A 23,892-nucleotide genomic window follows, 5' to 3' on the forward strand; every position below is an offset into this window, starting at 1 on the left:
TCAAAATAATTTTGACAGTCTGTCAATCAACGGTGTCATTGTCAATGAACGTTGACCACTCCAGAATGGGACGATCCGGCGCGCCTCGCCATCCTCGAACGGAGACACCTACGATGACCCTTTCCTCCTCGGCCGACGTCGTCACGCGCGAATTGCACGGCAAGGTCCTGCTCGTCACGATCGACCACGCGCCGGTCAACGCGCTATCCGCCGACGTGCGGCGCGGTCTGCTGGCCGCGATCGAAGCCGGCGACGCCGACCGCGCGGTCGAAGCCGTGCTGATCGTCGGCGCGGGGCGCAACTTCATCGCCGGTGCCGATATTCGCGAGTTCGGCAAGCCGCCGGTGCCGCCTTCGCTGCCGGACGTGTGCAACCGCATCGAGGCATGCACGAAACCCGTGATTGCCGCGCTGCATGGCGCGGCGCTCGGCGGCGGGCTCGAAGTGGCGCTCGCCGCGCATTACCGGATCGCCGTCGACGGCGCGAAGCTCGGCCTGCCCGAAGTGCAGCTGGGTCTGCTGCCTGGCGCGGGCGGCACGCAACGCACGCCGCGCCTGATCGGCGCGCCGGCGGCGCTCGACCTGATGCTGAGCGGCCGTCACGCGAGCGCGAAGGAGGCGCTCGCGCTCGGCCTCGTCGACCGTCTCGGCGACAGTGGCGACATACTCGCCGAAGGGCTCGCCTACGCGCACGAGCTGCTCGCCGCGCACGCGCCGGTACGCCGCACGCGCGACGCCGCCGCATTGATCGATCGCGCCGCGAGCCGCGCCGCCGTCGCGAAAGCGCGTGACGAAACCGCGAAGAAAGCGCGCGGCCTGTTCTCGCCGCTGAAAATCGTCGATGCCGTCGAAGCCGCGATCGAACAGCCCTTCGAGGAGGGCCTGAAGCTCGAACGCAAGCTGTTCCTGCAATGCCTCGACAGCCCGCAGCGCGCCGGCCTGGTTCACGCATTCTTCGCCGAGCGCGAAGTGCTGAAGGCGCCCGAAACGCGCGACGCGAAACCGCGCGCGCTCGAGGCGATCGGCGTGATCGGCGGCGGGACGATGGGCGCGGGCATCGCGGTCGCAGTGCTTGACGCGGGGCTGCCCGTCACGCTGATCGAACGCGACGAGGCGGCGCTCGCGCGTGGCCGCGCGCACATCGACAAGGTCTACGACGGGCTGATCGCCAGAGGCCGCCTCACCGCTGAGAAGAAAGCCGCGACCATGGCGCGCTGGAGCGGCAGCACGTCGTACGATGCGCTTGCTCACGCCGACCTCGTGATCGAAGCCGTGTTCGAAGATCTCGACGTCAAAAAGGCCGTATTCGCCGAGCTCGATCGCGTCTGCAAGTCTGGTGCGGTGCTCGCGACCAACACGTCGTATCTGGACATCGACGCGATCGCAGCCAGCATCTCGCGCCCCGCCGACGTAATCGGCCTGCACTTCTTCTCGCCCGCCAACATCATGAAGCTGCTCGAAGTCGTGGTGCCGAAGCAGGTCAGCGCCGACGTCGTCGCGACCGCGTTCGAGTTCGCGAAGAAGCTCCGCAAGACGCCGGTGCGCGCCGGCGTGTGCGACGGCTTCATCGGCAATCGCCTGCTTGCCGTGTACCGCGCCGCCGCGGACGCGCTGCTGGAAGACGGTGCGTCGCCGTATCAGATCGACGCGGCGGTGCGGGCGTTCGGCTTGCCGATGGGCCCGTTCCAGGTGGTCGATCTCGCGGGTGGCGACATCGGCTGGGCGGCGCGCAAACGCCGCGCGGCCACGCGCGACCCGAACGCGCGCTACGTGCAGATCGCCGACCGCCTGTGCGAGCGCGGCTGGTTCGGCCAGAAGACCGGCCGCGGATTCTATCTGTACCCCGAAGGATCGCGCGGCGGCATGCCCGATCCCGAAGTCGACGCGATCATCGACGCCGAGCGTGCGCGCGCGGGCATCACGCCGCGCAGCTTCACCGACGAGCAGATCATGCGCCGCTATCTGGCCGCGATGATCAACGAAGGCGCGAACGTCGTCCACGAAGGTATCGCGCTGCGCCCGCTCGACGTCGACGTGACCCTGCTGTACGGCTACGGCTTTCCGCGCTACCGCGGCGGTCCGATGAAATACGCGGATAGCGTGGGCCTGCCGACGATTCTCGCCGACATCCGCGAGTTCGCGAAGGAAGACCCGCTGTTCTGGCGGCCGTCGCCGCTGCTCGTCGATCTGGTCGAGTGCGGCGCGGATTTCGCGAGCCTGAACACGACGGCCTGAACCACCACGAACACTGACGGAACGACTGCGATGGATCTGAACTTCACCTCCGAGGAAGAAGCGTTTCGCGCCAGCGTGCTGGCGTTTCTGCGTGACAAGCTCCCGCGACGTCTCGCCGGCAAGGTGCACGGCGGGCGGCGTCTGACGCGCGACGACATGGCCGAGTGGCACGCGATTCTGAACGCGCAAGGCTGGCTCGCGAATCACTGGCCGAAAGAGTACGGCGGCCCGGGTTGGAGCGCAGCGCAGAAATTCATCTTCGAAAACGAATGCGCACTCGCCGGCGCGCCACGCGTGGTGCCGTTCGGCGTCAACATGCTCGGGCCGGTGCTGATCAAGTACGGCAGCGAGGCGCAGAAGCGTCACTGGCTGCCGCGCATTCTCGACGGTTCCGACTGGTGGTGCCAGGGCTATTCGGAGCCCGGCGCGGGCTCCGATCTCGCGTCGGTCAAGACGACGGCAGTGCGCGGCAAGGACGCGCAGGGCGAGCACTACCTCGTCAATGGCCAGAAGACGTGGACCACACTCGGTCATTACGCGAACATGATTTTCTGCCTCGTGCGCACCGCGACCGACGTGCGCAAACAGGAAGGCATCAGCTTTCTGCTGATCGACATGAACACGCCGGGCGTCGAAGTCCGGCCGATCATCACGCTCGACGGCGAGCACGAGGTCAATGAAGTGTTCTTCACCGACGTGCGCGTGCCGGTCGGAAATCTCGTCGGCGAAGAAAACAAGGGCTGGACCTACGCGAAATATCTGCTTACGTACGAGCGCACCAATATCGCCGGCGTCGGTTTTTCCGTCGCCGCCTTCAACCGTCTGCGCAAGATCGCCGCGACACAGCTGCGCCACGGCCGGCCGCTCGCCGAGGATCCGGCGTTCGCGGCACGCATGGCGCGCGTCGAGATCGATCTCGAGAACATGAAGACGACCAATCTTCGGGTGATCGCGGCCGTGGCGGGCGGCGGCGTGCCCGGTGCCGAGAGTTCGATGCTGAAGATTCGCGGCACGGAGATCCGTCAGGAGATCTCGTCGCTGACGCGGCGTGCGATGGGCGCTTATGCGCAGCCATTCGTCGAGGAAGCGCTGCACGAAGGCTTCGACGGCGTGCCGGTCGGCCCCGACGAAGCCGCGAGTGCCGCGTCGCAGTACTTCAATAATCGCAAGCTGTCGATCTTCGGCGGCTCGAACGAAATCCAGAAGAACATCATTTCCAAAATGATCCTCGGACTGTAAGAGGCGCACGTCATGAATTTCCAGCACACCGAAGAGCGCCGCATGCTGGCGGATACGCTGAATCGGTTTATCAGCGAGCAGTACGGCTTCGCGACGCGCGATGAAATCGCACGCTCGACGCAAGGCTTCAGCACCGAATTGTGGGCACGCTTCGCGGAGCTTGGCGTGATCGGCGCACTGTTCGACGAAGCGAGCGGCGGTTTTGGCGGCGGCGGGTTCGATATTTCCGTGGTGTTCGAGAGCATCGGCCGCGGGCTCGTCGTCGAACCGTTTCTCGATACGCTGGTCGTCGGCCGGGCGATCGCTCGCAGCGGCGGCGACGTGCAGAATGCGGCGCTGGGTTCGTTGATCGACGGCTCGCGGATCGTTGCGCTCGCGCATGGTGAACCGGACAGTCATTACGAGCTTGCCCGGGTCGCGACGACGCGCGCGCGCCGCAGCGTAAATGGCAACAGCGGCGTGTGGACGTTGCACGGCGCAAAGGCCGTCGTTCAGCATGGCGAGCATGCTCAGGTGTTCCTCGTCTCGGCACGCACGAGCGGCGAGGACGATGCCGAAGCCGGCATCACGCTGTTTCTGGTGCCGAGGGACGCGACGGGTGTGAGCGTGCGCGGCTACCGCAAGATCGACGGAGGACGCGCGGCCGAAGTGACGTTCGACGACGTCACGCTCCGCGACGACACCGTGCTCGGCTCAGTGGATCACGGCTTTGCGACGCTCGAATATGCGCTGAGTTGCGGCGTGCTCGCGCTGTGCGCGGAAGCGGTCGGCGCAATGGACGTCGCGAAAGACTACACGCTCGACTATCTGCGCACGCGCAAGCAGTTCGGCGTGCCGATCGGCAGCTTCCAGGCGTTGCAGCATCGCATGGCCGATTTGCTGCTTGAAATCGAGCAGGCGCGCTCGGCGGTGATCAACGCGGCGGCGGCGCTCGACGGCGAACGAAACGCGCGCGAGCGCGCGGTGTCGGCGGCGAAGTACAGCATCGGCCGGATCGGCACGCGAGTCGCGGAGGAATGCATCCAGTTGCACGGCGGGATCGGTATGACGTGGGAACTGCCGCTCGCGCATTACGCGAAGCGGCTCGTGATGATCGATCATCAGCTTGGGGATGAGGATCATCATCTGGAGCGGTTTGTGGCGTTGGGGGCTCAAGGGCGGTGATTCGTGTGCGCTTGCGAATGCGAACGCGTGCCGGCGACATGTCTGCTAGATTGCAGTCGCCTATTCTTGAGGAGCTGAGCCTGCCAAACGAATCAAAAAAGTTGAGCGATGCCGGATGGACTGGATTGCGGATGCACGAGGACGCTGTCCTTCGCTACGACAACGACGTAGCGAACAATTGCACCTGCGGGATAGGCACGCCTGCGTAGTTCGGCACTGGCCGCCGCATCCAATCCAGCCGGCGTCATCGCAACCCGCAGTGGACTGCCCGCCAGTGAGGTCGACGCGGCCCTGTCGCATTGCGACGCGAATCAGATGAGCATGAATCTGTGCGCGTGGCGCGATCAGATCGTCGCGGAGCAGAAGCTGGAGCAGGTCGGCGAGTTGCAAAGCGGCGATCGAGAAGAGGCTCACCGCGTGGAAAACGCGCCGTGACGCCAACTGCAAAAAATCGGCTTCTCGAGAATGGGGCGGCGGGTCGATGCTGGCCACGGCGGTCGCGATGTGCAAGACAGCCGAAACCGAGCGCATAAGCAAAGCAATCGAGGCTTTGGGATGCAGATGAGCGTGGGCGAAGCGTTGACAGCGGGAAATGCTGCCCCGCGCGACGGGATCGGGTAGGAGGCGGGGTTGCCCCCGCCGTCCTCCCACAACACCGGACGTACGGATCACGTATCCGGCGTTTCCTGACGACTGGATTGCTCCAGCGAGCTTCGTTTCGTTCGTCGTGTCGCCTGTCGTTCAATGGACACCCCAACCTCTCTCAGGCTTCCGGCCGTCAAGTTTGATCGCAGGCTCCCGGCTGTGCCGAGACTTGTGCCCAAACGCTCAGAGAGCACGCGTGACTATCCACTCTCGTCAGGTTCGGCCCTTCACTGCTCCGGTTCCGAGCCGCTACTATGGCCTCTGCTGACTCCCGCCAGCCCATCCCGGCACCTTGCGATGCCAGTAGCACAAGGCAGACTGACGGGGCTCCCAGGGTAATGCGCGCGACCTTCCTGCTTATGCCTGTCGGATCTACGTCGTGGCGTTCCGTGCAAGTATTGGGCTTTACAGATCTTGGACTGCTCACCCCGCCACACCGCCTGATATCCGCTTCCTGTTCGTCAGGCCAGCATTTTGCCTGCGGCTTCCTTCAGATTCCGCCTTACGACGGACACCCTTGCCGTTCAGCTAGCACTTCCCCTTGCCGGGTGTGCAGAGGACTTTCACCCCCAAGTCATCCGGCTCGCCACCACAGCGGGTCGGACAGCGCCAGTCACGGCGCTACGCGCCATGCCTGGCGCACCAAGAAAAAAGGACTTACGGCTTTCACCATAAGTCCTTTTGATCTTTTCGGTCGGGGCGAGAGGATTTGAACCTCCGACCACCTGCACCCCATGCAAGTTTTTGTCGGTTCCACGGACTTCCAACATCTTCCGGAATGCGCCTTCAATCCATTGATTTTATAGAGAATTATTAGGATACCTTGTCCCGCAATTTCCACTACAATGCCATGCAAGCCCCCGAATCTGTGGGGGCAATTGTGGGGGCAAAATTTGCCCACGGGAGAATGCAATGGGCACGCTCGCCACGAGGGAATTGCAAGCGCTAACGCCGGCAGACAATGGACGACGTCTCGCTGACGGACACGGTGTCTTTGGCGTGGTCCGCGCAGGGGCAAAGGGCATCTCCGTCCAATTTTCGCTGCGCTATCGAGCAGGCGGTCGGGTACGCGAGTTGCGCCTCGGCACATTCCCGAAGTCGAGCCTTCGCCAAATCAGGGATGCCCGTGACAGTGCGCGCGCACGCATTAGTTGCGGAGAAGATCCGCTGGAACACAAACGCATCGAAAAGCTGAAAAAGCTAGCCGAGACGGGCGCAGAAGTCCGTAGCCTCGAGGACAAGCTCGCACGGAAGACGTTCAGACAGCGATTCAATGAGTGGACCGACTCCGCTCTGCAGAAGCGGGCCGACAAGGGGCAAGAAATCCGTCGCGCATTCGAAAAGGATGTGCTACCAGTGGTCGGCGACATGGCGATGGAAGACGTGCGTCGCGCTCACATCATGTCGTCACTTGATGCGATCATCGCGCGAGGCGCCAACCGCCTCGCCAACCGGACGCTCACAGATCTCAAGCAGTTCTTGAAATGGTGCCAAGCGCGAGAATACGTTTCCGTCGATCCCCTGCTTATGGTCTTAAGGCAACGCTGATTAAGTCCACCGATCGTGCGCCTCAAGCGTTATAGAGCGCACAGGAAACGACAAACGCAAAACACGATGAAGCAACAAACGCTCGCGCTGGCCGCAGATCAAGGTGCAGGATTCGAGACCCGACGCAAACGCACGCGTCGCGACGAGTTTCTCGACACGATGAATTCGATCATGCCGTGGGCGGAACTGGGCGCGGTGGTCGAGCCGTTTTACCCGAAACGGGGCAACGGCCGCCCGCCCATTGGCCTGGAGCGCATGCTGCGGATTCACTTTATCCAGCACTGGTTCAATCTGGCCGACTTCGCCTGCGAAGAGGCGCTTTACGACAGCACCAGCCTGCGTCGCTTCGTGGGAATTGATCTGGGCTGCGAAGCCGTGCCCGACGCAACAACGTTGCTCAAATTCCGGCGACTGCTTGAGACGAACAAACTGGGTGAACGACTCTTTGCCGAGGTGGGGCGCGTGCTGCAAGCCAGCGGGATGAAGCTCAGCAGCGGCACCATCGTGGATGCAACGCTCATCTCTGCGCCGAGCTCGACGAAGAATGAGCAGAAGGCGCGCGATCCGGAGATGCATCAGACGCGCAAAGGCCAGCAGTGGTATTTCGGCGCGAAGCTGCATATCGGCGTCGATAGCCAAAGCGGCCTGGCCCATAGTGCGGTGGTCACTGCCGCCAACGTGCACGACAAGCATCCCCTGCCGCAATTGCTGCACGGGCAGGAGCAACGCGTCTACGGTGATAGCGCCTACGCGAGCCAGAAAGCGCTGATTCGTGGCAAAGCGCCCAAGGCACGCGACTTCACCAATCAGCGCACGCGCCGTGCGGGCGAAGTCGACGAGGTAGCGCGCGGCAAGAATCGCAACAAGTCGAAGATCAGGGCCAGGGTCGAACATGTATTCGCAGTAGTCAAGCGCCTCTGGGGTTTCACCAAAGTGCGCTATCGCGGGCTGGCAAAGAACGCCAACCGTGCTTTTGTAGCGCTGGCCCTCGCCAACGTCTATCTGTCGCGCCGACGATTGATGGCACAGGTGCGCCCGTAGTGGGCGAAAAGCGGGCCAAAGGCCCGTGCAAATGGCCTGAAAGGGCCGAAAACCAGAGGTCAAAGCTCCGCTCACGGTGATCAGACCTCGAATCATTTTGAAATCGAGATTCGCGGCGGCTTGTTCAGCGTTGCCTTAAAGAAGGATGTCGGTGGTACAGACGGTGAACGGGAGCGAACGCTCTCGGATCATGAGATCAGTGCCCTACCGAACGCTCTTGAGTCCGCGAATTTGCCCAAAACGACAAAGCATGTGTTGATGCTGATCCTGGCAACCAACACGCGTGTGGGCGAGGTCATCAAGACACGCAAACGCGACGTCAACCTTGAACTGCGAATTTGGCGCGTGCCATTTGAGAACGCGAAGAACGGGGACGCTCACATCGTATTTCTGTCCGACTTCGCCGCGAAGCTCATGGGCGCACTCATCCAATTGTCCGACAGCAAGGAATGGCTGCTGCCCGCCTACCGCCGCGAAGACAAACCCGAAACGCACATCGGCCTCAAAAGCATCACCAAGCAGGTGTCGGATCGCCAGTTGGTGTTCTATGAACGTGACGCACACGCCAACCGAACCGCTAAAACTAACTCTCTCGTTCTCGGCGATGAGAAATGGACGCCGCACGACCTGCGCCGAACAGCCGCCACCTTGATGCAGTCGATCGGCGTATTACCCGCTGTGATCGACAAATGTATGAACCATCGCGAGCAGAACCGCATGAAACGCATCTATCAGCGGTATCCGTATACGGTCGAGAAACGCGCCGCATGGCAACTGCTGGGTGCGCGGCTGGAACAGTTGACGGGGCAAGGTGCACCCACCGAGCAAACTCAAGGGGACGCGTCGGCCGAAATTAGAGAGCACGCCACACCGGCCGGAGCGATCGACGTCGCGACGGTGGAATAATCGACGGCAATCTGCCCGGCGCGTTCTTGATATGCCCCACTCGATCGTCAATCGGTGACGGGGACCCTTGTGCATACGGCTTCTCCGGCCGGTCGGGAGTGACGATACCGTCAGCCATACCGAAAAATCCAGTCGGCAGTTTTCAGCTCTGGACAGACCGCAACAGAGAATCCACGCGCACTTTCGTTCAAACATCGCGAACACAGGGCATCCGAATGCCGACTTCTTCAGGAATACCGTCTTCGATACCGTCAGGCACTTTCCAGCGCGATCCTCGCAAAGCTTGAAGAAGCCATGATCCCAACTGCGGCCATGTTACCGACCGGAAACGATGCAAACCGTGCTGCAACCCCGGCGAGCGCAGCGGCCGCTCGACCGGAAAATGCTGCGCAACCACGACTGGCAAGTGTCTCAATCTTCAGCAGGCGCGATCAAACTCATGTCAAGGGCAATTGTGCGTATCGCGAAACCCCGCATCGGGGAGCCCGCGCGATTCTCAGAGCCGATCAGGACACGCTAGCACGCGTCGGGCTGAGTCGGAGTTCGCCTCCATGGCGGGCCGTCGTCCCGGCGCGCTCCACGTCGGCTTTCAAGGTACAACGGCCATTCGTCTACTCGCACAGGGAGACTGGAGTTCTTGAGGTTTGTTCGATGCCTGCCCATGTCCGTGGACTCGGGGTGCGCGCCGGCGCGTGCGGGCAGGCGTTGAATAAACCTGAAGGGAGGAAACCGCGGAGTGCTCTGATGCAATGGAGTCTTCGGGGCTATGGCGATTGATTGCCCGGGATGGCGAGCGGTGTTGCGGGATGCGTGGTCAGGCGGGAGGCCGGCTGAGGGCTGAGGTTGTGCCGAAGCGGTGCAGTGGCGCCATCGTGATGGCGGAACGGACGTGCAAGGGCCTGTGCGAAGCGACAGACGCAAAGGTCTGCTCGTGGGCCGCGTTGCCGCAAAGCCGAGGGTCGGGTTGTTCGTCCTGGAACAGTGGCGCTCATATCTCGCCCCGGCGCGTGGGTGGTGCGCGGATCGGTGCAGTGCGCGCAAGGATATCGATGACGATCATCGGCGCGCCGCAGTGCCGGCAGATGAAGGCGGGGCGCGTTTCGATGACGGTTTCGTGAGCTGATGTGTTGACGTCGGTCGCGACGTGCAGCAGTTCGCGGACCTTCGCGAGACTGGCGCGGCGCACCGGGTTGGCGAGCAGTCCGTAGTGACGGATACGATGGAAGCCACCGGGCAGCACATGGAGCAGGAAATGAAATGAACGCGTCCCACCCGAGTATATGAGCGCAAAGGAAGCTGGATCCTCACAGGCCGATGTGCCTACGTGGAAAATACGAAGTTTCCAGGCAAACCGGAGGATCCGTCGTGAAGCTTACGCCAGTTGGGATTGACATTGCGAAGTCGGTGTTTCAGGTCCACTACGTCGATCAGGAAACCGGAGAAATCGTGAACAAGCCGATCAAGCGGGCAAAGTTTCTCGAGTACTTCGCGAACCGGGCTCCGTGCCTGATCGGCATGGAGGCGTGCGGCGGATCGCACCACTGGGCCCGGCAACTTACGAACATGGGTCACGTGGTAAAGCTGATGCCGGCGAAGTTTGTGAAGGCGTTCAACATCCGCAACAAGAACGATGCGGCAGACGCCCGTGCAATCTGGATGGCTGTGCAGCAACCCGGCAAGGCCGTCGCGGTGAAGACCGAGATACAGCAGGCGATGCTGGCGCTACACCGTATGCGGCAGCAGCTGATCAAATTTCGCACGATGCAGATCAACAACCTGCGTGGACTGCTGATGGAATATGGAGAGATCATGAGCAAGGGCCGGAACAAGCTGAACAAAGAGATACCGGTCGTGCTCGAACGGATCGCGGAGCGCCTGCCTGCCGTGCTGATCGATACGTTTCGCGAGCAGTGGAATGGACTGGCGAAGCTGGACGAACAGGTTGCCGAGATCGAGCGCCGGATGCGCGAGTGGAAGAAGGACGACAAGGCGGTGAAAGCGGTTAGCGAAATTTGCGGCGTCGGGCTGCTGACGGCAACGGCAGCCGTCTCAATGATGGGTGATCCGAAAGCATTCAGTTCGGGGCGGGAGTTTGCCGCATGGGTTGGCATCGTGCCGAAGCAGACCGGCTCGGGCGGAAAAGTGAACCTGCACGGGATCAGCAAGAGAGGCGACACCTATTTACGGACACTGCTGATCCACGGCGCGCGTAGCGTAATAGAGCACGCAAAGGAGCCCGGCGAGTGGGTCGAGCAGATGATGAAGCGGCGACCAAAGAATGTGGTGGTCGTTGCATTGGCGAACAAGATGGCGCGGACGATCTGGGCTGTGCTGGCCCATGACCAGCCGTACCAGAAGGCCTACGTGAGCGTGAAGCCCGTCTGAATGGTTCACGCGAAGCAGAAGATCAACGGTTAACACAGGGTGAACGTCGAAAGGTTGCGCAGCAATCGAGTGTGATGACAAACCAGGTAGGACCGGGACTCGCTAAACCTGAATGCGCCGTCGAGCTTCGAGCTCGCGCAGGAAATGAGGTGCGAGTCAGCGTATTTCATAGAGGCCCGCAGCAGCAATACCGGCTGCAACAAGGCCGGATATAAAGCTGCAGCCCATCCTGTCTGTCTGAACACACGAAAACTGTTGCAAACGGGACGCGTTCATATAAAGCGGCGCATGAACTCGCCGGCTTCGAGGGTCATGGTCTTGTAGCGGGTGTGCCCCTTCGCACGGTAGTCCTTCCAGCGGAAGGTCACGCCGCGTTCATCGAATGCAAGCAGGCGCTGGCTGGAGATCGCGACGCGGTGCGTATAGCGCGACAGGTACGCGAGCACTGCTTCGGGTCCTGCAAAGGGACGCTTTGCGTAGACGACCCATTCGCAGGCACGCAGCGGCGCAAGCCACACGTCAAAGACAGCTGGGTCGGCAAGTTCAGCGTACTGGCCGAAGAACTGCAGGTGGCCGTGCCGGTGCGCGTCCGTGAGCGCTTCGAGGAAGCGCCTGCGGAACAGGCGCGATAGCACACGTACCGGCAGGAAGAAGCCGGGCCGGCATCCGATCCACCGCTGACCATCGGGCGACAGCCCACCACCGGGGACGATACCGTGTACGTGCGGATGATGCGTGAGTGCCGAGCCCCAGGTGTGCAGCACGAGCGTCGCGCCGATCTGGGCGCCGAGGTGCTTCGGATCAGCGGCAATGGTGCGTAGCGTTTCGGCGGCGATATCGAACAGCAGCCCGTAGATGACGGCCTTGTTGTACCAGGCGATGGCACTGATGGGCGCGGGCAGCGTGAAGACGACATGGTAGTACCCGACCGGAAGCAGATCGGCCTGGCGTGCCTGGAGCCAGCGATGCGCAGCACTGCCCTGGCACTTCGGGCAATGACGGTTGCGGCAGGAGTTGTAGGCAACCTCGATCCGGTCGCAGCCGGCGCAGCGCAGCACATGCCCCCCGAGTGCCGCACTGCGGCACTGTTCGATGGCCGACATGACCTTCAGCTGCCCCAGGCTCAGCGCTACCGTGCGCCGCCACGCCGGCCCGCAGGCGCGGAAGATATCCGCGACCTCCAGCACGAGGTGCTCCGCGTGCGGCCGGGCTAGCCGGCGGGCAGGCGGTCCAGCGGACTGACCACCTTGCGCAGGAGGTCAGTGGCAACCTGGGTATAGAGCGTGGTGGTCTCGATCTGCCTGTGTCCAAGGAGCACCTGGATCACGCGGATATCCTCCTTCTGTTCCAGCAGGTGCGTGGCAAAGGAATGCCTCAGCGTGTGCATGGATACGCGCTTGTCGATGTTTGCGGTCTCGGCGGCCGCATGGATGGCGCGGGTCAGTTGCCGCGTGCTGAGCGGGTCGATCGGATCGAGGCCCGGAAAGAGCCACCCGCCATCGAGCATGCAGCCCTGGGCACGGGCAACGCGCCACCAGACGCGCAGACGTTCGAGCAGGACCGGCGAGAGCATCGCGTAGCGGTCACGGCGGCCCTTGCCCTGCTCGATGCGCAGGGTCATGCGCTGGCTGTCGATGTCGCTGACCCTGAGGGCGACCACTTCGCTCGCACGCAGCCCGGCGCCATAGGCGACCGACAGCGCGGTCTGATGCTTGAGGTTTCCGGCTGCCGCGATGAGCCGGCGCACCTCCTCGGGGCTGAGCACAACCGGGAGCGTGCGAGGCACGCGTACCGGCTGCATCCGCGCCATCAGCTCAGGCCGGCCGAGCGTGACTTCGAAGAAGAACTTCAGACCGCTGATCGCGGCGTTCAGCGACACCGGCGACGCGCCGTGATCGACCAGATGCAGCTGATAGTCCCGGAGGTCCTCGACAGTGGCGGTATCGGGTAAACGCCCGAGGTATCGGGCGAACTGACGTACGGCACGCAGGTAGGCGGCCTGGGTCTTGGGTGCGAACTTGCGCATGCGCAAGTCCTCAAGCATACGGCGGCGCAGCGGGCTGATGCCCGGATCGGAGGAGGTCATGATGGGGCTCCTGCTGGAGGACGAGGCGGATTGCCTCAACCACCAACATAAGCGCCGGCGCCACTGGCCTCCCATTCGCCGCCAGAGACGGGCCGCAGCCCCCTACCGCGCGAGCGGTTTAGTCCTGTCGGCCATTGCCGACATTGCGACGGTCTGGGCGGTGCGTCAGCAATGCGGCGGATTGCCGACGGTGGTGCCATCGAGCAACCCGATGGCAGCTTCGTGCAACAGCGAACTCACTCTCCCGAGCCGTTTCCGACGCCGAGCCTTCGCAGCGCCTATCCGCTACGCAATCTATATGCGGCCAGAAGACGGTCAGCCTTTCGGTATGGATGCGAAACGCAGCCACCCCGAGGAACTTAAGAAATGAAATGAATCAAGCTGACAACCAGTTTCGGCCTCAGCGCACCGGTTCAAAATCCACATTCCTTGACATCCCCGGGCTTCGCTCTTCGGATGGAACCGGCGCGAAGCAGGCCGAGCGCAGCGACGTCACCCGGCGTGAGCCTTGGAGCTCGCCTCCAGCGATTTCAGTCCATCTGGCACTTCAATTTCCGGTAGCGGTTTTTCATTGAGCTGCCTGATAGTCGGGCGTGCCACGCGAAGCGCCGCGAGTGCCAACTGCATGACCTCGCGCGGGTGTTCGGCGGACGCCGCGCCCGACAAAACCGTCTCGACGCTCTGATGGATCGCGCCGATCAAAAGGTCCCTCGCAGCGCGGACGTTGGTGAACTGGGCGATGCCTTGCTCCCGTGCTCTTGCGAGGTCACGCGGAAGATACACGTCCGTCAACCGTCCGCTGGCCCCGCCACGGATGCCCGTCCTCGTAATAAACGCCCCCCACGCTGGATGCTTGATCGCCACCTGCGTATAGAGCAGGCAGCCTGTCAACACCCGCTCGATGGGATTGTCGATCGCGCCCACACACACCTCGATGCGGGCAATGACCTCGTCGCTCAACTCCGACGTGACTGCGTCGAGCAGTTCGGAGGTCGTCTTGAAGTAGTTGTAGAACGTGCCGCGTGCGACGCCCGCTGCCGCGAGGAAGTCGTCGATCGACGCCGCGTCGGGCCCCTTGGCCGCAAAAACTTCGACGGCCGCGCTCAACAGTTTACGGCGCGTGGATTCCCGTCGCACGGCGCCGGTCCGTACGCGGTGGTCCTCGTTCGCGAGGACGAGGCCCTGGTTGTCGCTTTTCGAATGCTTGGTCATTAGCGCGGTACCCGGGGTTTCCCCCATTGCATGAATGAGTTGGTCAACATGACAATAGAGTATGAATTGTACTATATCGTCAGTTTGTGACGATGCCCGACTCAGGAGAAAAATGGTGGCAGACAGGATCGTCGATGTTGCAATTATCGGCTATGGCCCGACGAGTCAGCTACTTGCGCTGATGCTCGGACGCGCGGGGCGCAGCGTGAGCGTGGTCGAGCGTTGGCCCGACCTCTATCCGCTGCCGCGCGCCGTCCATTACGACCACGAAATCGCCCGGCTCTTCCAGGCGGCCGGGGTCATAGATGATATCAACCGCATCGCGGAGGTTACAGACCGCTACCAGTGGCGCAACGCAAGCAACGAAGTTCTGATGGATTTCGACTGGGGCGGCACGGGCCTGAGTGGCTGGCCTGCATCGACGCTGTTCGCGCAGCCGGAGCTCGAGCGCGTCCTCGACGGACATGTCAAGGCACTGCCGAATGTCACGGTGCGTCAGGGCTGGTCGGCTAACGCGCTCGTCGAAAAAGCCGACGGCGTGCGCGTCGATATCGAGGCGGGAAGGCTGGTGGACGGCAAGTGGGTTGCCGGCGGCGAGAAGGACACGATCCGCGCACGCTATGTGATTGGCGCGGACGGCGCGAACTCGATGGTGCGCAACGCGCTCGGCCTCGAGTTCGAAGATCTCGGTTTCGCGTTCGACTGGCTGGTGGTCGACGTCAAACCGCTTGCGCCGCGCGAGTGGATGCCGAAAACCTGGCAACTGTGCGATCCGGCGCGGCCGACGACCATCGTGCCAGGTGGTCCCGGCCGCCGTCGCTGGGAGTTCATGCTGTTGCCCGGCGAAACCGCGGAGCAGATGAACCTGGACTCGGTTTCGTGGGACCTGCTCGCCCGCTGGAACGTCACGCCCGGCAACGCGGTTCTGGAGCGCCATGCGGTTTATACGTTCCGCGGACGCTGGGCGAAGCAATGGCGTGCGGGCAAGGTCTTGCTGGCGGGCGATGCCGCGCATCTGATGCCGCCGTTCGCGGGGCAAGGCATGTGCAGCGGTCTGCGCGACGCGGCGGCGCTTGCATGGCGGCTCGACGCGATTCTCGCGGGCAAAGGCAGCGACGCGCTGCTCGACAGCTATGGTCCCGAGCGATCGAACCACGTGCGCGAGATCATCAACTTCTCGATCGAACTGGGCAAGGTGATCTGCATCACCAATCCCGACGCGGCCGCCGCACGCGACCTCCAGATGCTGTCCGCGCAGGCGACACCGGGCTTCCGGCCGCCCGAGGCGCCGCGACCGCGTCTCGGCGCGGGATTGTATGAAGCGGAAACACCGGGCAGCGGCTGCCTGACGCCGCAAGGCCTCGTCGAGATCAACGGCCGGCGCGGCCTGTTCGACGATGTGTTCGGCGTTGGCTTCGCCTTGATTGCGACGAATAAATCCGTGCTCGATGCGCTTAGCTTGACTAACCGGCAGGCGCTGGATGAGCGCGGCGTGATCGTCACGCATTTCGGCGAAGGCGGCTTCGTCGACATCAACGGTGCGTATGCCGACTACTTCGCGCAACTCGGCGTGGCGGCGGTGATCGCACGTCCGGACTTCTACAGCTATGGCGCGGCCCGCACGACTGGCGAACTCGATGCGCTCGTCGACGCCTGGCGGTATGCGATGCAACCCGACACTGAAACCACCCCACAAGGCCAAGAGACCTAAATGACCCAAGAACGCAGGCGCGACCGCCTCGGCATTCATTCGATCGGCGCCTTCAGCATGAGCGTGCCGTCACTCGACGATGCACGGCGCTTCTATACAGCCTTTGGGCTCGACGTCCAATCGGAAGGCCACAAGGGTCTGCTGATCCGCACGTTTGGATCGTCGCATGTGTGGGGCCGCATTAAGGAAGGGCCGCGCAAGAAGATCGACTGGCTCACGCTACACTGCTTCGAGGACGAACTCGACGCGCTGCGCGCGCGTGCAGTCGTGGTCGGCGTTGAGATCATCGCGCCGCCCGAAGGCGCTGACGCCGAGGGTTTCTGGATTCGCAATCCCGACGGCGTCGCGTTGCAGATCCGCCCCGGCGCCAAGACGACGCTCGACGAAGCGAGCCACGCGAGCCCGGCGCTGCCCGTCAACGGCGTGCGTTGCGCGCCCTACCGTCGCAGCACGAAGCGCATAGAGCCTACGCGGCTCTCGCACATTGCGTTCGCGACACCGAACGTCCCCGCGCAGATCGATTTCTGCGAGCGCGTGCTCGGCCTGCGCCTCTCGGACCGCTCCGGCGACGGCGTTGCGTTCATCCACGCGCCGCACGGCGGCGACCATCACCTGTTCGCCTTCGCAATGAGTTCGGGCCCGGCGCTGCATCACCTGAGCTGGGATGTCCCGACCGTCGAGGAAGTCGGTCTCGGCTACATGCAGATGGCCGCCGCCGGTTACAGCGAAGGCTGGGGCGTGGGCCGTCACGTGCTCGGCTCCAACTACTTCTACTACGTACTGGACCCGTGGGGCAGCTTTTGCGAGTACAGCGCGACGATGGATTTCATCCCCGCTTCGGTGGACTGGGTCGCGGAAGATCACGCGCCGGAGGATGGCATGTACCTGTGGGGTCCCGATCTGCCCGCGATCTTCTTCGCCAATTCGGAACACGGTGTCTGACGCGCAGAGCGCACCCGTCACCATTCAACACTCTTTAGCAGGACTTCAATGAAACTCGTCACTTTTCAATGCCGCGGATATCAATCGATCGGTAAGGTAGAAGGCCAGCAGGTTATCGATCTGCCCGCCAGCGACGGCAGATTGCCCCGCACCATGCTGGAACTGCTGCAGGGCGGCCCCGCGCTCATGCAATACGTCAGGAACGTGCGCATCGAGGACGCCGTCACGTACCCGCTTTCGGACGTGCGACTCGACGCGCCGGTGCCGAACCCGTCGAAGTTCCTCGCGATCGGCATGAACTATCGCCGCCATGTCGAGGAAGCGAAAGCGGCAGGCATCCAGGTGCCGGACAGCCAGGTCTGGTTCAACAAGCAGGTCTCGTGCGTGAACGGCCCGTTCGACCCCGTGCAAATGCCGAAGGTATCGGACAAGCTCGACTATGAAGCGGAACTGGGCGTCGTCATCGGCCGCCGCTGCCGTCACGTGTCGGAAGCCGAGGCCGCGTCGGTCGTCGCCGGTTATGTCGTGTGCAACGACGTTTCGGTACGCGACTGGCAGATGCGCTCGCCGACGATGATGCTCGGCAAGTCGTTCAACACGCACGGCCCGTTTGGTCCGTGGCTCGTGACGCCGGATGAAATCGCCGATCCGCACGCGCTGCAAATGCGCATGCTCGTGAACGGCGAATGCCGTCAGGAAGTTCGCACCGGCGAGATGATCTACAACGTCTGGCAGCAGATCGCTTATCTCTCGACCGTCATGACGCTCGAACCGGGCGACGTGATCGCGACGGGCACGCCGTCGGGCGTGGGTGGCGCAGCCAAGCCGCCGCGTTTCCTCAATATCGGCGACGTGCTGCGCGTGGAGATCGAGGGCATCGGACACATTGAAAACGTCGTCGTGGCCGAGCCGGTCTGATCGACTCAACGGAGAAAAAATACTTGGCACGTAAAGTCATCATTACCTGTGCAATCACGGGATCGATTCATACGCCGAGCATGTCGCCGCATCTGCCGGTGACGCCCGACGACATCGCACGCGAAGCCATTGCCGCGGCAGAGGCAGGCGCGTCCATTCTGCATCTCCACGCGCGTCATGCCGAAGACGGACGCCCGGCGTTCGACCCGTCGGTGTATCGTCAATTCCTGCCGCGCATTCACGCGGCAACCGACGCGGTGATCAACCTCACCACGGGCGGCGCGGTCAATATGACGCTGGACGAACGCCTCGCCGGCGCGCTCGACATTTCGGCCGAGATGGCGTCCTGCAACATGGGTTCGCTGAACTTCGGGATCTTCCCGGTTCTCGACAAGCTGAAAGAGTTCAAATACTCGTGGGAAAATGACTTTATCGAAAGCACGCGGCGTGCGATTTTCCGCAATACGTTCGCGGATATCGAAGAAGTATTCGAGCGGCTGGGTGATGCGCACGGCACGCGCTTCGAATTCGAGTGCTACGACGTGGGGCATCTCTACAACCTGAAGCACTTCGTCGATCGCGGGCTCGTCAAAGGTCCGATCTTCCTGCAGTTCGTGCTGGGCATTCTGGGTGGCATTGGCGCGGATCCCGAGAATCTCGTGCACATGAAGCGCATTGCGGACAAGCTGTTCGGCGACAACTATCAGTGGTCAGTGCTCGGCGCCGGCAAACATCAGATGCCGCTGATTACGCAGGCCGCGCTGATGGGTGGCAACGTACGTGTCGGCCTTGAGGATTCCCTCATGATCGGTCCGGGCAAGCTCGCCACCTCGAACGCCCAGCAGGTCGAATTGATTCGCGACATTCTCACGCGCCTTGGTCTGGAAATCGCGACTCCCGCGGAAGCACGCGAAATGCTCGGCCTCAAGGGTCGCGACAAGACGCGTCTGGACGCAATCAGCCAGTAAGGTAAGCATCGGCGCGCGACGGCATTGCGACTGGCGCACCGTCGCGCGCAATCGGGAAAAAAGGACATATCGATGAATCATGGCGAAGACGCAGACATCATTCATCAACTCGAAGAAGCGCGATGCGCCGCAATGCTGGCGGGCGACGCGGCCACGCTGCGCGATCTGTTCGAAGAAGGCCTCGTCTATATCCATTCGACAGGCACGCGCGACAGCCGCGAAAGCTACCTCGACAAGCTCACGAGCGGCGCGATGCGTTACGAAGCAGTGAAGTTCGACTTGAGCGAGATTCAGACGGGTGAACGCTTCGCGCTGGTGTGCGGCTCCATGACGGCGAGCGTGCGCATCGCAAGCGGGACGATAGCGGTTGCGAGCCAGTACGAAGCCGTCTGGATGAGGACGAACGGCACGTGGCGTCTAAGCGTCATTCAGGGGTTTCATTCCGAAGCAGACGCCGGCCGACGCTGAAAATCGTTCACGTCAGAAAGAATTCTTCAATTATACAAACATAGGAATCCCCAGCAAACATCACCGCGAATATTCTGCTCGCCCTTCGGGGGGGCGTTGAGAACCGAGGTCCATGCTTTCCTGGTCACGGCGCAGGACGCGCTGAACGAACTGGCGCCAGCAGAGGTATTGGCCGGCGCTCCGTTCGAGACACGCGCGTCCCTGCATGCGAGTCAGCAAAGGCTCCTGCAACTGCCCTCGAACGAGCGGCAGCGCAAGGTCCTTGCGTTGATCAACGGACCGGGAACAGCCATGGCCGCATGAACGGCTAGCCGTTGCGCACAACTGCCCGTCGGCCCTCGATCGACTTCACATTCGAATACTGCTCGAGCATCGCCGCCAGTTCCGCCTCGATTGCCTGCTGGATGATTCGTCGCGCCCCTTGCTGGATCAGATCGTCCAGACCCGGCGCCCCCTTGATTTCCGCGTCCGTCGTTTGACCGCTCTTCGTTTCCTGAGTATGTTTCGCGATGGTGGTGGAGTTCGATTGGGAAAGTGTTACCGTGGAAAGCAACATTCTCCTTCAATCGCCACCGCCTTCTCCTGCCTCCCGCCTACGCCGCGTACACCACTTTCAACGATAGCTCGGGAGATAAGCTCGAAAGTGGTGTACGGGGGAGTTGAGGCGTGAAGTTGAAGGCGGTGGAGGTTTCAGCTGAGAATCTGATTGTCAAAGTCGGAAACCAGCAAACAACAAACCATCCACCATGAAACCGCCGTATGTGAGGAAGTCGCCGCGCGTAAGTGCCGCACTGCCATGCTTTATCTGAAAGGGATCTCGACAGGCGACATGAGCGAGGCGCTGAGCGTGTTGCTGGGCGAGGACGCCAAGGGGCTGTCGGCGAACGTGGTGAGCCGCCTGAAGGCGCAGTGGGCCGACGAACATGCGAACTGGAGCCGGCGCGATCTGACGAAGTCGCGCTACGTGTACTGGTGGGTCGACGGCATTCACACGGGGCTGCGCAGCGAGAACTCGGACGGCCAATGCCTGCTGGTGATCATCGGCGTGAGGCCGGATGGACGCAAGGAGCGTGTGGCGATCGGTGACGGGTATCGCGAATCGAAGGCGTCATGGCAAGAGCTGCTGCTCGATCTGAAAGCGCGCGGCTTGCAGGCCGGCCTGCTGCTGGCCGTCGGCGACGGTGCGATGGCCGCCGCTTGACTGTCGCTTAAACTGGCCGGGCGAATGACTCTTGATGGCCGACGGCTGCCTGTGGGCGCTGGCGCCGCAAAACTGCCCTTCACCGAAATGCGCAGCTTACCCGACGGCCGCTTTCGGCTAACATTGGGAACCGCGGCTCTCGGCCAGCAAGAGACAATCGCGAAGCGCCACCGAACGTCCGTTCCTCCGTGCACTCTAGTCGTTAAGACGCGGGCATCGCGCTCGCCTATATGGGTGATCGGCGATAAATTGCGGTCGGCAATCTCCATGGGCAACCGATTTTTAGCGCGGCGATCAAGGCCACAATTTCAAAATTTGATATCTACCCCCGCAAAGAACCCGGACGTTTTGACAATCTCTGTAGAGAGCGACTCTTAAGATCTCGAGACCCCGCGGCAACGCGGGGTCTGTGATGTTGTCTGGAAATGCTTATCAGGCGTTGACCGCCAGGCCTTTTCGAGTTGTCGCGGGCTTCACGCTCGCCAAGTTGGGCATACTACCGGCCATGAGTTCCGCAACAGCTTCCGCAGTCGCTGCCGAGAGGGTCCACCCTAAATGCCCGTGTCCGGTGTTGTAGAAAATGTTGCGTCGACGACCGGAGCCTACCTTGGGCAACATGCCCGGCAACATGGGGCGCAGGCCAGCCCACGGAATGACGCGCGCCGTCGACATGTCCGGGAAATGAGTACGCGTCCAATTGACGAGGGGCTGGATTCGATCCGAGCGGATGTCACGGTTTATGCCGTTCAACTCAGCCGTTCCAGCAACACGGAAGCGATCAACGCCGAGACGGCTCGTGACAATCTTGGCGTTGTCGTCAAGCAGGCTGACCCAAGGCGCGGAGTGCTGGCTTTCGGTATCGTCGAGGCACACCGTGATCGAATAGCCCTTCACCGGATAGACGTTCACGTGGTCTCCCACATACGCGGCTAGCGCACGACTTCCGACACCCGCACAAATCACTACCCGGTCGAAGCTATCAGTATCAGTCTGACTTTCATGCGTGAAAGCAATCCTTAGTTCACCCTCCGCGGCCTCGGAGATGGACCCCACGCTCGCGTCGTAGCGGAACTCGACACCCAACCGCACGCAGGCTTCAGCAAGACCACGCGTGAACTTATGAATGTCGCCGGTCGAATCCGACTCGGTGAAGAAGCCGCCGTGGAACTGCCCATGAAGTGCCGGCTCAAGGGCGCGGATTTCGTCGGGCGTCACCGGACGCCGGTCAAGGCCGCCTTCACGTAGCAATGCATTGACCTTCGTCGCTGCTTCGAACTCCTTCTGGGTAGCGTAGAAATGCAAGATGCCACGTCGTTCAAGGTCGAAATCGATGTGCTCCCGTTCGGCGATCGAGAACATATGCTGACGTGCAGCGATGGCTAGCCGCACCGTCTCGATCGTGTTGCTGCGATAGTTCGGAATCTGGCGCAGGAACTCACCGATCCAGCTGTACTTGTGCCAACTCGGCCGCGGATTCATGAGGAGCGGAGCGTCGCGGCTAAACATCCAACGCAGGCCTTTCAGCACTGTAGAGCGGCTGTTCCAGACCTCAGCGTTGCTGGCCGATAGTTGTCCGCCGTTGGCAAATGACGTTTCCATTGCCGCATAGCGATGACGTTCGAAAACCGTGACGCGGTAACCGCGCCGAGCGAGGGCGTAAGCAGTGGTGACGCCCGTAATTCCGGCGCCAATGATGGCAATATGGGACATGACATGGTCCAGTGTTCGTTGAGCATCGCCGGCCGATGTTTACCGGCGCCAATGCCCCATCTGTCCATGTACCTGAGAGTTTCGCTATTACCGGTTACGGTAGTAGCTCCCCTTCGGTGGGCGCGCATGCGCCGCTCTCCAGATGTTCTCGCTGCACGGTCCTTTTGCCTGAGAGTTTCCGGGGCGGTTGCTCCGTCGGCGTCGTCGCGGGTGGACGATCTCTCCCGTACTTCGTTGTAGAACAGCGCAAGGCTACTCGCTCAAATAAGCGACAGCAAGTCTTTTCAAATAGACGGCGGTCAACTTCCCGCTCGGGTGCGTGAGCGGCTCCATCGCGGTCTGGCGGGGTCTGCAATGCTTCGGACTATCCCGAAGTGTGTTTCTGATCTTTGGCATTTTTCCGTTGAATTTTTTTGCATAGACTCCGTTCCAGATGTACCGCTCGCTCGTCACCACGGACGACGCTGCGGCGGTGAAGAGGGCGCCCGGTGCGCCGCACCTATCTGAACCAACGACAGGACGAACGCAATATCATGTCTGAAAACAGCTACGAAACCGGTCGGCTCAATTTGCCCTTTGTTGGAATCTGCACGTTCGCGAAGTCTCCGCTGTGTCTTGACTGGGACAAAATCGATGCGGACGTCGCGGTAATGGGCGCTCCTTTCGACTGCGGTACGCAGTGGCGGGCGGGTGCCAGGTTCGGTCCGCGCTCGATCCGGGATGCGTCGACGCTGTTCTCATTCGGACACGGCGGCGCATATGACTTCGAAGACGACGTCGTCTACCTGCCCAGCAACGAAGTTCGCATTGTCGATATCGGTGATGCGGACATGGTGCACACCAACACGGAGAAGAGTCACGCCAACATCGAGTACGGCGTGCGCAAGATCCTGGAGGCGGGCGCGTTGCCGGTGGTGATGGGAGGCGATCACTCGATCAACATTCCGTGCATCAATGCATTCGAAGGTCAGGAGCCGTTTCACATCGTCCATATCGACGCCCACCTCGATTTCGTCGACGAGCGCCATGGCGTGCGCCATGGCCACGGTAATCCGCTGCGGCGTGCGGCGGAAAAAAGCGTGGTATCGGGCATGACGCAAGTCGGCATCCGCAACGTGTCGTCTACTGCGCGCGAAGGCTACGCACAGGCACGCGAGATGGGCTCGGACATTATCTCGGTGCGCGACCTTCGGCGCCTCGGCATCCAGGGCGTCCTGGACCGTATCCCGAAGGGCGTGCGCTATTACCTGACCATCGATATCGATGGCTTTGATCCGTCGATCGCACCCGGCACGGGCACGCCGAGCCACGGCGGCCTGCTGTATTACGAAGGACTCGAACTCTTCGCTGGACTTGCTGAGCAGGGTGACGTGATCGGCATCGACCTCGTGGAAGTCGCGCCCGACTACGACCATTCGGGTTCGACGTCGATCCTGGCGGCGCAACTGCTGCTGAACACGATTGGCCGCGTGATGCATCAACGCAAAGTCAAACGAAACCTTTCCCGTTAAGTT

At 62.1% G+C, this 23,892-nt stretch carries 18 protein-coding genes, 4 pseudogenes and 1 riboswitch; of the genes and pseudogenes, 16 read left to right on the forward strand and 6 right to left on the reverse strand.

All coding sequences use genetic code 11. The features are described from left to right. Window positions 1-113 precede the first annotated feature (113 nt). From OKW27_RS22780 to OKW27_RS22810, 7 genes are all read left to right on the forward strand, one after another. A complete protein-coding gene (locus tag OKW27_RS22780) occupies window positions 114-2,234 on the forward strand; it encodes a 3-hydroxyacyl-CoA dehydrogenase NAD-binding domain-containing protein (RefSeq protein WP_429334950.1) in 2,121 nt (706 codons plus the stop codon). 30 nt (window positions 2,235-2,264) lie between these two features. After that, the gene (locus OKW27_RS22785) at window positions 2,265-3,473 is read left to right on the forward strand and encodes an acyl-CoA dehydrogenase family protein (protein ID WP_429334951.1); all 1,209 of its coding nucleotides are present in this window, start codon (window positions 2,265-2,267) and stop codon (window positions 3,471-3,473) included. Window positions 3,474-3,485: 12 nt separating this feature from the next. Further along, entirely contained in the window at window positions 3,486-4,637 is a 1,152-nt protein-coding gene (locus OKW27_RS22790) for an acyl-CoA dehydrogenase family protein (RefSeq protein WP_429334952.1), read from the forward strand. 397 nt (window positions 4,638-5,034) lie between these two features. Further along, window positions 5,035-5,202: a lysozyme inhibitor LprI family protein gene (locus tag OKW27_RS22795; RefSeq protein ID WP_429336583.1), complete on the forward strand. Its 168-nt coding sequence runs from the start codon at window positions 5,035-5,037 to the stop codon at window positions 5,200-5,202. Window positions 5,203-6,194: 992 nt separating this feature from the next. Further along, complete coding sequence (locus tag OKW27_RS22800; protein ID WP_429334953.1) at window positions 6,195-6,830, forward strand: tyrosine-type recombinase/integrase; 636 nt, start codon at window positions 6,195-6,197, stop codon at window positions 6,828-6,830. Window positions 6,831-6,896: 66 nt separating this feature from the next. Beyond that, on the forward strand, window positions 6,897-7,871 hold the full coding sequence (locus tag OKW27_RS22805) for an IS5 family transposase (RefSeq protein ID WP_429334954.1): 975 nt from the start codon (window positions 6,897-6,899) through the stop codon (window positions 7,869-7,871). Between the two features lie 120 nt (window positions 7,872-7,991). After that, window positions 7,992-8,777, forward strand: a complete 786-nt coding sequence (locus tag OKW27_RS22810; protein ID WP_429334955.1) for a site-specific integrase — start codon at window positions 7,992-7,994, stop codon at window positions 8,775-8,777. Between the two features lie 988 nt (window positions 8,778-9,765). On the opposite strand, the pseudogene OKW27_RS22815 reads toward OKW27_RS22810, so the two are convergent. Beyond that, a pseudogene (locus tag OKW27_RS22815) lies at window positions 9,766-10,029 on the reverse strand (transposase); the annotation flags it as partial. 113 nt (window positions 10,030-10,142) lie between these two features. On the opposite strand from OKW27_RS22815, the gene OKW27_RS22820 reads away from it, so the two are divergent. Further along, the gene (locus tag OKW27_RS22820) at window positions 10,143-11,162 is read left to right on the forward strand and encodes an IS110 family transposase (RefSeq protein ID WP_429332134.1); all 1,020 of its coding nucleotides are present in this window, start codon (window positions 10,143-10,145) and stop codon (window positions 11,160-11,162) included. A gap of 275 nt (window positions 11,163-11,437) precedes the next feature. On the opposite strand, the pseudogene OKW27_RS22825 reads toward OKW27_RS22820, so the two are convergent. Continuing rightward, window positions 11,438-12,349, reverse strand: a pseudogene (locus OKW27_RS22825) (IS91 family transposase); the annotation flags it as partial. A 23-nt stretch (window positions 12,350-12,372) separates the two neighbouring features. Beyond that, complete coding sequence (locus OKW27_RS22830) at window positions 12,373-13,248, reverse strand: tyrosine-type recombinase/integrase (protein WP_184062687.1); 876 nt, start codon at window positions 13,246-13,248, stop codon at window positions 12,373-12,375. On the opposite strand from OKW27_RS22830, the gene OKW27_RS22835 reads away from it, so the two are divergent. Continuing rightward, the gene (locus OKW27_RS22835; RefSeq protein ID WP_429334956.1) at window positions 13,247-13,618 is read left to right on the forward strand and encodes a hypothetical protein; all 372 of its coding nucleotides are present in this window, start codon (window positions 13,247-13,249) and stop codon (window positions 13,616-13,618) included. The two genes, OKW27_RS22830 and OKW27_RS22835, sit on opposite strands and share 2 nt — an antisense overlap. A 122-nt stretch (window positions 13,619-13,740) precedes the next feature. On the opposite strand, the gene OKW27_RS22840 is transcribed toward OKW27_RS22835, so the two are convergent. Then, the gene (locus OKW27_RS22840) at window positions 13,741-14,460 is read right to left on the reverse strand and encodes a TetR/AcrR family transcriptional regulator (protein WP_429334957.1); all 720 of its coding nucleotides are present in this window, start codon (window positions 14,458-14,460) and stop codon (window positions 13,741-13,743) included. Between the two features lie 112 nt (window positions 14,461-14,572). Here OKW27_RS22840 and OKW27_RS22845 point away from each other — a divergent pair, with 112 nt between their 5' ends. The 5 genes from OKW27_RS22845 (at window position 14,573) to OKW27_RS22865 (ending at window position 19,467) form a co-directional block, all read left to right on the forward strand. Continuing rightward, on the forward strand, window positions 14,573-16,171 hold the full coding sequence (locus OKW27_RS22845; RefSeq protein WP_429334958.1) for a bifunctional 3-(3-hydroxy-phenyl)propionate/3-hydroxycinnamic acid hydroxylase: 1,599 nt from the start codon (window positions 14,573-14,575) through the stop codon (window positions 16,169-16,171). Next, the gene (locus OKW27_RS22850) at window positions 16,172-17,113 is read left to right on the forward strand and encodes a VOC family protein (RefSeq protein WP_429334959.1); all 942 of its coding nucleotides are present in this window, start codon (window positions 16,172-16,174) and stop codon (window positions 17,111-17,113) included. Window positions 17,114-17,161: 48 nt separating this feature from the next. Next, window positions 17,162-18,031 carry a fumarylacetoacetate hydrolase family protein gene (locus tag OKW27_RS22855; RefSeq protein ID WP_429334960.1) on the forward strand — a complete coding sequence of 290 codons (870 nt, stop codon included), beginning with the start codon at window positions 17,162-17,164 and terminating at the stop codon, window positions 18,029-18,031. 23 nt (window positions 18,032-18,054) lie between these two features. Beyond that, window positions 18,055-18,999, forward strand: coding sequence for a 3-keto-5-aminohexanoate cleavage protein (locus OKW27_RS22860; protein ID WP_429334961.1), 945 nt, complete (start codon window positions 18,055-18,057; stop codon window positions 18,997-18,999). Window positions 19,000-19,071: 72 nt separating this feature from the next. Beyond that, window positions 19,072-19,467, forward strand: coding sequence for a nuclear transport factor 2 family protein (locus OKW27_RS22865; RefSeq protein ID WP_429334962.1), 396 nt, complete (start codon window positions 19,072-19,074; stop codon window positions 19,465-19,467). 310 nt (window positions 19,468-19,777) lie between these two features. Here the strand turns inward: OKW27_RS22865 and OKW27_RS22870 are convergent. Beyond that, a pseudogene (locus OKW27_RS22870) lies at window positions 19,778-19,978 on the reverse strand (IS256 family transposase); the annotation flags it as partial. Between the two features lie 229 nt (window positions 19,979-20,207). Between OKW27_RS22870 and OKW27_RS22875 the strand changes: the two are divergent. Beyond that, a pseudogene (locus tag OKW27_RS22875) lies at window positions 20,208-20,656 on the forward strand (transposase); the annotation flags it as partial. Between the two features lie 444 nt (window positions 20,657-21,100). On the opposite strand, the gene OKW27_RS22880 reads toward OKW27_RS22875, so the two are convergent. Then, entirely contained in the window at window positions 21,101-22,378 is a 1,278-nt protein-coding gene (locus tag OKW27_RS22880) for a D-amino acid dehydrogenase (protein WP_429334963.1), read from the reverse strand. Between the two features lie 146 nt (window positions 22,379-22,524). Beyond that, window positions 22,525-22,615, reverse strand: a riboswitch (glycine riboswitch). A 296-nt stretch (window positions 22,616-22,911) separates the two neighbouring features. Between OKW27_RS22880 and speB the strand changes: the two genes are divergently transcribed. Further along, window positions 22,912-23,889 carry an agmatinase gene (gene speB, locus OKW27_RS22885; RefSeq protein ID WP_429334964.1) on the forward strand — a complete coding sequence of 326 codons (978 nt, stop codon included), beginning with the start codon at window positions 22,912-22,914 and terminating at the stop codon, window positions 23,887-23,889. Window positions 23,890-23,892: the final 3 nt, after the last annotated feature.

It is taken from the genome of Paraburkholderia sp. 35.1 (assembly GCF_050436525.1).
In the GTDB taxonomy this organism is placed as follows: domain Bacteria; phylum Pseudomonadota; class Gammaproteobacteria; order Burkholderiales; family Burkholderiaceae; genus Paraburkholderia; species Paraburkholderia tuberum.